This is a genomic window from Mycobacterium scrofulaceum (genome assembly GCF_002086735.1).
GTDB classification, from domain to species: Bacteria; Actinomycetota; Actinomycetes; order Mycobacteriales; family Mycobacteriaceae; genus Mycobacterium; species Mycobacterium scrofulaceum.
Genome location: NZ_MVIJ01000011.1, coordinates 126,132 through 137,129, shown reverse-complemented (window position 1 = coordinate 137,129; position 10,998 = coordinate 126,132). Strand labels below are relative to the sequence as shown.

Annotated in this window: 10 protein-coding genes; 8 read left to right on the top strand and 2 right to left on the bottom strand. The window is 69.1% G+C overall.

Annotated elements, in window-relative coordinates:
- The first annotated feature begins 208 nt into the window (after nt 1-208).
- Both BST44_RS10110 and BST44_RS10105 read left to right on the top strand, forming a co-directional pair.
- The gene (locus BST44_RS10110; RefSeq protein ID WP_083176967.1) at nt 209-1,759 is read left to right on the top strand and encodes an HD domain-containing phosphohydrolase; all 1,551 of its coding nucleotides are present in this window, start codon (nt 209-211) and stop codon (nt 1,757-1,759) included.
- A gap of 52 nt (nt 1,760-1,811) precedes the next feature.
- A complete protein-coding gene (locus BST44_RS10105) occupies nt 1,812-2,618 on the top strand; it encodes an adenylate/guanylate cyclase domain-containing protein (RefSeq protein WP_083176966.1) in 807 nt (268 codons plus the stop codon).
- A gap of 74 nt (nt 2,619-2,692) precedes the next feature.
- On the opposite strand, the gene BST44_RS10100 is transcribed toward BST44_RS10105, so the two are convergent.
- Nucleotides 2,693-4,396 carry an ATP-binding cassette domain-containing protein gene (locus BST44_RS10100; protein WP_083176965.1) on the bottom strand — a complete coding sequence of 568 codons (1,704 nt, stop codon included), beginning with the start codon at nt 4,394-4,396 and terminating at the stop codon, nt 2,693-2,695.
- Nucleotides 4,397-4,611: 215 nt separating this feature from the next.
- Between BST44_RS10100 and mddA the strand changes: the two genes are divergently transcribed.
- Genes mddA through BST44_RS10085 form a run of 3 tightly spaced genes read left to right on the top strand, consistent with a single transcriptional unit; the run spans nt 4,612 to nt 7,063 of the window.
- Nucleotides 4,612-5,367, top strand: coding sequence for a methanethiol S-methyltransferase (mddA, locus tag BST44_RS10095; RefSeq protein WP_083176964.1), 756 nt, complete (start codon nt 4,612-4,614; stop codon nt 5,365-5,367).
- Between the two features lie 51 nt (nt 5,368-5,418).
- Nucleotides 5,419-5,901 (top strand): cation:proton antiporter regulatory subunit, encoded by a 483-nt coding sequence (locus BST44_RS10090; protein ID WP_083176963.1) that lies wholly within the window; start codon nt 5,419-5,421, stop codon nt 5,899-5,901.
- 4 nt (nt 5,902-5,905) lie between these two features.
- Nucleotides 5,906-7,063 (top strand): cation:proton antiporter, encoded by a 1,158-nt coding sequence (locus tag BST44_RS10085; protein ID WP_083176962.1) that lies wholly within the window; start codon nt 5,906-5,908, stop codon nt 7,061-7,063.
- Nucleotides 7,064-7,071: 8 nt separating this feature from the next.
- On the opposite strand, the gene BST44_RS10080 is transcribed toward BST44_RS10085, so the two are convergent.
- Complete coding sequence (locus BST44_RS10080; protein WP_083176961.1) at nt 7,072-7,599, bottom strand: Rv3235 family protein; 528 nt, start codon at nt 7,597-7,599, stop codon at nt 7,072-7,074.
- Between the two features lie 184 nt (nt 7,600-7,783).
- On the opposite strand from BST44_RS10080, the gene BST44_RS30645 reads away from it, so the two are divergent.
- The 3 genes from BST44_RS30645 to BST44_RS10065 all read left to right on the top strand — a co-directional run bounded on the left by BST44_RS30645 (nt 7,784) and on the right by BST44_RS10065 (nt 10,931).
- Nucleotides 7,784-9,202 carry a WS/DGAT/MGAT family O-acyltransferase gene (locus BST44_RS30645; RefSeq protein WP_083176960.1) on the top strand — a complete coding sequence of 473 codons (1,419 nt, stop codon included), beginning with the start codon at nt 7,784-7,786 and terminating at the stop codon, nt 9,200-9,202.
- Nucleotides 9,203-9,246: 44 nt separating this feature from the next.
- Complete coding sequence (gene ppk2, locus BST44_RS10070; protein WP_083176959.1) at nt 9,247-10,107, top strand: polyphosphate kinase 2; 861 nt, start codon at nt 9,247-9,249, stop codon at nt 10,105-10,107.
- Between the two features lie 314 nt (nt 10,108-10,421).
- A complete protein-coding gene (locus BST44_RS10065) occupies nt 10,422-10,931 on the top strand; it encodes a DUF6912 family protein (protein ID WP_142274438.1) in 510 nt (169 codons plus the stop codon).
- The last annotated feature ends 67 nt before the right edge of the window (nt 10,932-10,998 follow it).

The following is a 10,998-nucleotide window of genomic DNA, read 5'->3' as shown; positions in this document are numbered from 1 at the left end:
CTCGCTCCAAACACGGTCAGCCATGCAGCTCCTTCCATCAGGAGCTCAGACTGTCAACAACCTCAGTCAGTTTTAGAGCTAGCCGCGCCGGGAGCCGCCGTTTCTGCACCCGGCAGCAACGCCGATGCCATACGCTAATCAGGCATCACCCGCTGTGTGGCTACAGATGACCCCGCGACCGCGCCCGGTCAAGGAAGGGGCGAGTCTCATGCCCTTCGACGGAGCTGTGTCGCGAGTCGAGGTACTGGCGGCGCTGTCTTTGGCGGTCGACCTCGGGCTCGGCCAGCCGATGGACCACATGCTGCGGTCGGCGGCGATGGGCACCAGGCTCGCCGAGCGGCTGGGGCTCGGCAAGCACGAGCGCGGGACCGTTTTCTACACCGGCCTGGTGATGTGGATCGGGTGTCACGCCGACTCCCACGAGTACGCGCGATGGTTCGGCGACGACATCGCGATGCGACACGACAGTCATTTCATCGACTGGTCGGGGGCGCCGTACCGGCGATTCCTGCTGGGCAACCTGGGTCGTGGGTCGACATTGCCGAAACGGGCGCAGCTGGCGGCCAAAGTCTTTCTGGACGCGCGTGGCAACCTCGGCGCGTTGGTGCAGTCCCATTGCCTGTCGGCCGCGCTGCTCGCCGAGGAGATCGGCTTGGGTGCGGACGTGGGCGAGGCCCTGCCCTATGCGTACGAACGGTGGGACGGCAGCGGCCTTCCCGGTGGCGCCGCCGGCGGGCAGATCCCGGTGACGATGCGGGTGGCGCAGGTTGCCGACATCGCCGAGGTGCACCACCGCGCTTACGGTGCCCAAGCCGCCGTCGCGGAGGTCCGCCGACGCAGCGGCACGCAGTTCGATCCGGACGTCGTCGCGGTGTTCACGGCTGCCGCCGACGAGTTGCTGAACGACAGCGAAGACGCGTGGTCGACCGCCGCCGACTTGGCCCCGGACCCGGGGGAGGCGCTGACGGGTCCCGCGCTTGACGCACTGCTGCGCGCCATGGGCGATTTCGTGGACCTGAAGTGCCCGTTCACGCTTGGCCATTCCCGCGCCGTGGCCGAGCTGGCAGAGAACGCCGGAAAATGTGTTCGGCTGCCGCAGAACGAGATCGACGTCTTGCGCCGCGCAGGCTACGTGCACGACCTCGGCCGGATCGGCGTGTCGAACCGGGTCTGGGAGAAGCCGGGCGGGTTGACCGGCGCCGAACGCGAACGGGTGCAGATCCATCCGTATCTGACCGGCAGAATCCTGGCCCGCGTCGGTGGGCTGAAGGCCGTCCGGGAGGCCGCGGTGAACCATCACGAGCGACTCGACGGGTCGGGGTATCCGAACGGCGTCCGGGGCGAAGACCTGTCCGTTCGCGATCGGATCCTTGCCGCTGCCGAAAGCTATTGCTCCTCAATGGAACCCCGGCCCTACCGGGACGCCCTCGACGACACCGGCGCCGCCAAACAGCTACGCGGCGAGGCCGCCCACGGGCGCCTCGACGGCGATGTGGTCGAAGCCGTGCTGGAGGCCGCCGGCCACCGGCCGTCGCGCAGAGCCGCCAGGCCGGAGGGATTGACGCGGCGCGAATCCGAGGTGTTGCTGCACGTCGCGCGCGGGCTGTCCAACCGCGAGATCGGCTCGGCCCTTTGGATTTCCGAGAAGACCGTTCGCAATCACGTCGAGCGGATCTATGCCAAGATCGGGGTCTCGAACAGGATCGGGGCCAGCTTGTACGCGACACGGCACGGCCTGACCGCCGGCGCGCGCGACTGATTTGGGGCGGATGCCCCATGTGCGGGCGGAAAATCGACGAGACCATCTTCTGATGACTCGCACCGCCCAGCGGCAAGCCGCGGCCGTCGCGCCGGCCCGTCAGTCGGCCCCCTCGTCGGGCCTGTGGGAAAGGGTCCTCACCGACGGCCACGCGTCCCTGATCAGAGCGAGGCGCGCGTTTCGCTATCTGCCGTCGGCCCCGCGATGCAAGCTGTGCAACAACCCGTTCGGCGGTCCCATCGGGCGGATCTTCGCCGCCGCCGGGTTTCGCCGTTCACGCAAGAACCCGAACCTGTGCGAGCGATGCTGCGACGCACTGCCACGCGGCGGCGCGGAGGTGGACATTGCGGTGCTGTTCGCCGACGTCCGCGGCTCCACGGCGCTTGGCGATCGCCGGCGAGCCGCGGATTTCGCCGCGTTGCTCAACCGGTTCTACGGTGCCGCGACCCAGACACTTCTGCGCCACGACGCCGTGATCGACAAGCTGATCGGCGACGAGGTTATGGCGTTCTTCGTCCGGGGCATCAGCGGCCCCCGGTATCGTCAGCGAGCGGTTCAGGCCGGAGTCGAGCTGCTCGAAGCGGTCGGATACGGCACCCCCGACGGACCCTGGCTAAACGTGGGCATTGCGGTGAACGCGGGCGTGGCGTACGTCGGTAACGTCGGCGGGGCGGTGGTGGACTTCACCGCCCTGGGGAGTCCGGTCAACGCCGCGGCCCGGATGCAACAACACGCCGCCGGGGGCGAGCTGCTGGTTGCCCGCGGAGTCGCCGACGAACTCATGGCCGGCTCTCGGCAACGCACGCTGCATCTTCGCGGTCGGCAAGACCCGCTCGGCGCCTTCGTCCGGAAACTGTGAGTATCCCGAAAAGCCCTGCGCGGGTTGCAGACCGGCCCGCGGTCCTGTTGAGGATCGCGGGCCGCGCGGAGGCGTTATCGCGGCGATGCGCCCGGCCTCGACCGCCGGTCCAGCACCCATGCGGTGGCCAGCGTGAGGGTGACGGCGAAGGAGGCGAGCGCGATCAGGCTCACGGTCGTGCCTCCCCGGAAGGTGTCGTGGTAGGCCGACATGGCGGGCAGCGTGGCGGTGTAGCGGTCGAGCGCCAGGCCGCGCCCCAGGGCGTCGAAGGCGTGCCGGTTGGACAGGATCAGGCTCATCAGGCGCCCGGGTGTGGCCATCTGGTCGACGGGGACGATGGCGCCGCCGAACAGAACCTGGGGGAAGCACAGCATCGGCAGGGCGAGGGCTGCTTGTGCGGCGTTGGAGACCGCGGCCGAGGCGAACAGGCCCAGCGCCAGGGCGGAGCTCGCTTCGATCAGAATCGTCGCGAACAGGAACGCGTAGACGTCCCATCCGGCCGCGGGAAGCCGACCGAGCGCGCGCAGCACCACCAGCAAGACCGCGCTCACTGCCGCCAGGACCGGAAACAGCGCCGTGATCTTCGACGCCACGTAGGCGCCCACGCTGAGCCCGGCCAGCCGTTCGCGCCGGAAAACGGCCATCTCTCCGACGATCTGGAGCAGGCCGTACGTGAGGCCGAAGAAGAAGCCGTCGAAAGCGATCCAGAACACGATCTGGGCCGGCCCCACCCCGGCTGCGGCACGCGGATCGAACTCGCCGCGTTTGAACAGCGTCGCCATCATCACCGTCACCAGCACCGGCGAGCCGAGCAGGATCGCAAGGGTCAGCCGGTTGCGGGAGAGCACGTCGACATTGCGCCGGGTCAGGAGCCACCATTGCCGGACCCCGCCGGTGTGCTTGACGCCGGGCGGGGGGTGGACGACGCGCTGTTGAGGGGAGCTGTGGCTCATTGACGCATAGACACGGCTTCCCGCGAATCGCTCCGCCCAGATCTGCGGAGTGTCTTCGCACGCCAGGCGTTCGTAGACCTCGGTGAGGTCCTGCACCCCGAAGTAGCGCCGCGCCGCGGCCGGGCTGCCGGCGAAGGCCAGGTGGCCGTCGCGAGCCAGGAAGACCACCCGGTCGCACCGATCGATCCCGGCCGGCTCGTGCGTGGTGAGGACGACGGTGACCCCGCGCCGGCTGAGCCGGCGCAGCAGGCGCATCACTTCGGCCGCGGTCGAGGGATCGAGCCCGGAGGTGGGTTCGTCGAGGAAGAAGAGCCTCGGCCGGGTCAGCAGCTCGACGGCGATGCTGGCCCGCTTTCGTTGACCGCCGGACAGCGCACGTACCGGCACGTCGGCCCGGTCGGCCAGGTCGAGGTCCCGCAGGGTCTCCGCAACGATCCGTTCCGCGTGCGCCTCGGACGTGCCGGCGGGAAGCCGTAGCAGTGCCGCGTACCGCAGCGTTCGGCCCAGCGGCATCTCCAGGTGGATGATGTCGTCCTGGGGCACGTAGCCCACTCGGGAGTCGGTGACGACGCGTGGACGGCGAGCGACGCCGTCGTGCCGTACCTCCCCGGCCGAGGGCGGTTGCAGACCCGCGAGGACCTCCAGCAAGGTGGTTTTGCCCGCTCCGCTGCCGCCGGCGATGGCGACCAATTCGCCGGGCTGGACCGCGAGCGACATCTTTTGCAGGATTTGCCGCCCGCCGGCGCGCCGGCCGATGTCGATCGCGTCGGTCCGGCTGCCCGTTGGCGTATCGGATACCGTTGCCGCACAAGCTAATTCGGTCATGATCTCATCTCCGTGCTTCCTTGAGGTAACTTCGTCACAAGCGATCATCGGTCCCCCGCTTCCGCCGTCGCATGAGGCGTTTGCCTCAAATGGCAAAGTCCGCCGGCGGGTATCGCGCTCGGAAATGAGCTAGTCAGAATTGCCTAGAGCGCGGTACCGAAAAATGAGGCAAACGACCTATAGTCGAGCCCGCGCACGCGGCGGACACTGAGCAGATGAAGCGATATCTGACGCTGGGTTACGGCGCCGCGGCGTACCTGCTCTTCCTCGCGGCCTTCTTGTATCTCATTGGTTTCGTGGGCAACTTCGCGCTGCCACGAACCGTGGACCGTGGGCTCCCCGCGTCCGTCGCCGAGGCGGCGCTGATCAACGCGGCGCTGATCGCCGCGTTCGGGGTCCAGCACAGCGTGATGGCCCGGCCCGCGTTCAAGCGGTGGTGGGTACGCGTCGTGCCGCCGCCGATCGAGCGCAGCACCTACGTGCTGCTGTCCAGCGCGGTGCTGGCCCTGCTGTATTGGCAGTGGCGGACGATGCCGACGGTCGTCTGGGACGTGCGGATGCCGGCGGGCCGCGCGCTGCTGTGGGCGCTGTTCTGGCTCGGCTGGGCGATCGCGCTGCTGGCGACGTTCCTGATCAACCATTTCGACCTGTTCGGGCTGCGGCAGGTGTATCTGGCGTCGCGCCAACAGCCCTACACCAGCATCGAGTTCCGCGTCCGGCTGCTCTACCGGGTGGTGCGCCACCCGCTGATGCTCGGGATGGTCATCGCCTTCTGGGCCGCGCCCGTCATGACGGCCGGACATCTGCTGTTCTCGGCGGGCATGACGATCTACATCCTGGTCGCCACCCAACTCGAGGAGCGCGATCTGGTCACGTCGCTCGGCGACCAGTACAGCGCTTACCGGCGCGAGGTGTCGATGCTGCTGCCGATTCCGCGCCGGCAGGCGTCGGGCGTGGCGCGGCAGGGCTGATTCCCGCGCACCGGTGACGGCACCGCCGACCGACCTGTCAGGATTGGGGTCATGGATGTCAAGGAGGTGCTGCTGCCGGGCGTCGGCCTTCGCTACGAGTTCATCGACCACAAGGGCGACCGCATCGGCATCATCGCGCGGCGGAGCGGCGAATTCGACGTCGTCATGTATGCGCGCGAGGACCCCGACGAGGCCCGGCCGATCCTTCACCTCAGCGACGAAGAGGCCGAGGCCGTGGCCCAGATCCTCGGGGCGCCCCGGATCGCCGAGCGGTTCACCGAGCTGGCCCGGGAGATTCCCGGACTCGAGACGGGTCAGGTCCACATCCTGGCCTCCAGCCCGTTCGTGGACCACCCGCTGGGCGACACCCATGCCCGCACACGCACCGGGGCCTCCATCGTCGCGATCGTGCGCAACGAGGAAGTGCTCGCCTCGCCGGGTCCGGCCGAAATGCTGCATGCCCAAGACGTTTTGATTGTGATCGGTACCGAGGACGGCATCGCTGGCGTCGAGCAAATTATCGACAAGGGCTGAGCCGGTGCAGGTTTCGGGGACGCTGCTGCTAGAGCTCGGCGCCCTCCTGACGGCCCTGGCCATCGTGGGGGGTGTCGCCCGCCGGTTCGCGTTGTCTCCCATCCCCGTGTATCTGCTGGCCGGCCTGTCGCTGGGCAAGGGCGGGATCCTGCAGGTGGCGGCCGCGGGCGACTTCGTCACCACCAGCGCGCCGCTCGGTGTCGTGTTGCTCCTGCTGACGCTCGGACTCGAGTTCTCCGTGGCCGAGTTCGCCAGCAGCATGCGCCACCACCTGCCGTCGGCGGGCATGGACGTCGTCCTCAACGCCATCCCCGGCGCGCTCGCCGGCTGGCTGCTGGGGCTGGACGGCGTCGCGATCCTGTGCCTGGCCGGCGTCACCTACATCTCTTCATCCGGTGTCGTGGCGCGGCTGCTGGAGGATTTGCGCCGGATCGGCAACCGCGAGACGCCCTCGGTGCTGTCGGTGCTCGTGCTCGAGGATTTCGCGATGGCGGCCTACCTGCCGCTGTTCGCGGTGCTCGCGGCGGGCGGCGGATGGCTGCGCGCCGTCGTCGGCATGGCGGTCGCGATCGGCGCTCTGGTCGCGGCGTTCGCCGCGTCCTATCGCTGGGGCCACCATTTCGGCCGGCTGGTCGAACATCCCGATTCCGAACAGCTGCTGCTGCGGGTGCTGGGCATCACCCTGATCGTGGCGGCGATGGCCGAGTCGCTGCACGCGTCGGCCGCCGTCGGTGCGTTCCTGGTGGGCCTGACACTCACCGGAGAAACCGCGGACCGGGCGCGAAAGGTGCTCGGCCCGTTGCGCGATCTGTTCGCCGCCATCTTCTTCTTGGCGATCGGCTGGGCGGTCGACCCGCAGGAGCTGGTGCCGATGCTTCCCGTGGCGCTGGCGCTTGCCGCGGTGACCGCCGCAACCAAGGTGGCCACCGGGATGTTCGCTGCCCGGCGCGACGGGGTCGCCCGGCGCGGTCAGCTGCGCGCGGGCACCGCCCTGATCGCCAGGGGCGAATTCTCCCTGATCATCATCGGGCTGGCGGGCACGTCCATTCCCGCGGTCGCCGCGCTGGCGACGTCCTACGTCTTCATCATGGCGATCGCCGGGCCGGTGCTGGCCCGCTACACCGGGGGGCCGCTGGCGCCCAGCGCGGGCGCCGCGCCCTGACCGGGTGGTCAGCCGATGTGCAGCGCCACCACCAGCCACCGGCCGCCGGCCCCCACCCTCTCGACGCGGCAGGCGATGGCGTGGACCCGGCGCCCGCGGCTGTACGAGCCGGACACCTCGGCCGCGGACTCGGGATCCCGGTGACCGGCCGGCTGCAGGCGCAGCCGGCGCAGCACCGCGGCGCCCTCGTGACCCGTGACCGAGTAACCCACCGAGACAACGGAATCCACCAGGCTGGGGGCCAGCAAGGGGCGCAGCTGGGCCGCCGGGCGACGGCGGTCGATGACCTCCAGCACGCGGCGCAGCGCGGCGTCGGCGAAGGTGGCCGCCTGCCGCAGCTGGGCCGACATGGCGTGGGGCCGCTCCGCCGGTTGCCCGCCGGGCCGGCGCGGGGCGCCGCGGCGGCGCAGCGGAGCGCGTGACGGTTGCCGGCACGCGGGAACGTTCCGCGGCACGTCGAGCGGCGGGGGCTCGTAGTCGACGACGGGTGAGACGGCGAAGGCGCCGGGCGGATCCGCGACGGGGCTGGTGTTCAACGCGCACTCTCCAACTCTTCGGTGCAACCGGGAGCCCGCTGGAGAGTGGCAGGCAGTGGCCATCATGGCACAACTCGCGGCCGCGCGTACCCGCGCTCGTCCGTGGCCCGGCCAGACGATTACCGTGGGGCGGGACATCTCCTTAGGCAGCAGGGCGATGAGGCGACGAGGAGGACAGCGCCCTATGGTGACCCGGTTGTCCCCATCGGACGCGTCGTTTTTTCGGCTGGAGAACACCGCCACCCCGATGTACGTCGGATCGCTTTCCATCCTGCGCCGCCCGCGCGCGGGATTGAGTTACGAGACGCTGCTGGCCACCGTCGAACAGCGGCTGCCCCAGATCCCGCGCTACCGGCAGAAGGTCCGGGAGGTGCGGGTCGGCTCGGCCCGTCCGGTGTGGGTCGACGACGGCGACTTCGACATCACCTACCACGTGCGGCGCTCCGCGCTGCCCTCCCCGGGCAGCGACGAGCAGCTGCACGAGCTGATCGCCCGGCTGGCCGCCAGGCCGCTGGACAAGTCGCGGCCGCTGTGGGAGATGTATCTGGTCGAGGGCCTGTCCAAGAACCGGGTCGCCCTCTACACCAAGTCGCACCAGGCGCTCGTCAACGGCATGACCGCGCTGGAGATCAACCACGTCATCGCCGACCGCACCAAACGCCCGCCGTCGTTTCCCGAAGACATCTGGGTTCCCGAACGCGACCCGGGCAACGCGAGGCTGATCTTCGGGGCCATCGGCGACTGGTTCGTGGGGCCGGGCGCCCAGCTGCAGGCCGTCGGGTCGGCCATCGGCGGGCTGGTCACCAACCACGGCGAAATCGTCGCCACCGGCCGCCGGGTCCTCCACTTCGCGCGCAACGTGGCGCGCGGCACCGCGCCCAGCAGCCCGCTGAACGCCACCGTCTCGCGTCACCGACGGTTCACGGTCGCGTGCGGCAACCTCGACGACTACCGGACGGTGCGCGCGCGATACGACTGCGACGTCAACGACGTGGTGCTCGCCGTCATCGCCGGCGCCCTGGGCAACTGGCTGATGTCGCGCGGGGTGGCGGTGTCGCCCACCGCGACGGTGCGGGCCATGGCGCCGCTGTCCATCTACGCCGACGGCCAGCTCGACGCGACCGGCCCCGGCCAGGCCATCAGCCAGGTGATGCCATTCCTGGTCGACCTGCCGGTGGGGGAGCCGAACGCGGTGGTGCGGCTCTCGCAGATCGCGCACGCCACCGAGTCGAACCCGACCGCCGCCCGCCTGGTGGACGCCAGGACCATCGTCACCCTGTCCGGATTCGCGCCGCCCACCCTGCATGCCATGGGCATCCGGGTCGCCACCAGTTTCCCGAGCTTTTCCCGGCGGACGTTCAACCTGCTGATCACCAACGCGCCCGGGGCGCAGTCGCAGATGTACGTCGCCGGCACCAAACTGCTGGAGACCTACGCCGTGCCGCCGCTGCTGCACAACCAGGCGCTGGCCATCAGCGTGACGTCCTACAACGGCATGCTGTATTTCGGCATCAACGCCGACCGCGAAGCGATGAGCGACGTCGAGCTGCTGCCCGGCCTGCTGAGCCAATCACTCGAGGAATTGCTAGAGGCTTCCCGGTAATTAGTCGGGGTGAAAAGCGCTGGCCGGTTCTATCATTCGTTGATGTGAGCACCGCGACGAAGGGCCCCAAGGCGAAGACCGCGAAATCCACGGCACCGAATGTGCGCAAGATTTCCGAGCAGGTCTACCAAGCCGAATTGTTCCGTCTGCAAACGGAATTCGTAAAGCTGCAGGAGTGGGTGCGGCATGCCGGCCAACGCCTGGTGGTCGTCTTCGAGGGCCGCGACGGCGCGGGCAAGGGCGGGACCATCAAGCGGATCACCGAATACCTCAACCCGCGCGTGGCCCGCATCGCCGCGTTGCCCGCGCCCACGGATCGGGAACGCGGCCAGTGGTATTACCAGCGCTACATCGCCCATCTGCCCGCCAGGGGCGAGATCGTGCTGTTCGACCGGTCCTGGTACAACCGCGCCGGCGTGGAGAAGGTCATGGGATTCTGCACGCCGCAAGAGCATGCGCTGTTCTTGCGGCAGACCCCGATCTTCGAGCAAATGCTGATCGACGACGGCATCCTACTGCGCAAGTATTGGTTCTCGGTTTCGGCGACCGAGCAGCTGCGCCGATTCAAGGCCCGCTTGAACGACCCTGTGCGGCAATGGAAATTGAGCCCGATGGATACCGAATCGCTGTATCGGCGGGAAGACTATTCGCGCGCCAAGGACGAGATGATGGTGCACACCGACACCCCGGTCAGCCCTTGGTACGTCGTCGAGTCGGATATCAAGAAACACGCGCGGTTGAACATGATGGCGCACCTGCTGTCTACGATCGAATACCACGACGTCGAGCGGCCCCACGTCAAACTGCCCAAGACTCCGGTGGTGAGCGGGAACTACCAGCGCCCGCCGCGCGAGCTGTCCCGGTACGTCGACGACTACGCGGCCACACTGATGGGGGATTCGTGACGATCGCAAGAGCGGCGGAGCCGGTCGAAGCGGGTCGGCGGGTGTCTTCGTGACGATCGCAAGAGCGGCGGAGCCGGTCGAAGCGGGTCGGCGGGTGTCTTCGTGACGATCGCAAGAGCGGCGGAGCCGGTCGAAGCGGGTCGGCGGGTGTCTTCGTGACGATCGCAAGAGCGGCGGAGCCGGTCGAAGCGGGTCGGCGGGTGTCTTCGTGACGATCGCAAGAGCGGCGGAGCCGGTCGAAGCGGGTCGGCGGGTGTCTTCGTGACGATCGCAAGAGCGGCGGAGCCGGTCGAAGCGGGTCGGCGGGTGTCTTCGTGACGATCGTCTACATTCCGGCCACGCTGGCCATGCTGCAGCGCCTCGTCGCCGAGGGGTCGTTGCGGCCCGTCAACGGCACCGCGTTCGCGCTGACGCCGACGTTGCGCGAGGCGTACGCCGAGGGTGACGACGACGAGCTCGCCGAGGTCGCGCTGCGCGAGGCGGCGCTGGCGTCGCTGCGGCTGCTGGCGGACTCCGAAGCCGAGGGCGCCGCATCCCTGCCGCCGCGGCGCGCGGTGCTGGCGGCCGAGGTCGGCGACGTCACCTTCCGGCCCGACCTCGACGACGCCGTGGTGAGACTTGGTGAGCCGGTCGGGTTGGCGGACGTGGTGGCCGCCTACGTCGACAACGCGGCGGCCGAGCCGGCCGTGACGAAGGCGATCGAGGTGATCGACGCCGCCGACCTGGGTGACGAGGACGCGGAGCTGATCGTCGGCGACGCCCAGGACCACGATTTGGCGTGGTACGCGACGCAGGAGCTGCCGTTCCTGCTGGAGCTCCTCTGAGACCAATGTGACGCGTCGAGGGCGCGCCGGCCTAGCTACGGAACCGTAGGTTACGGTACCGTAGGTT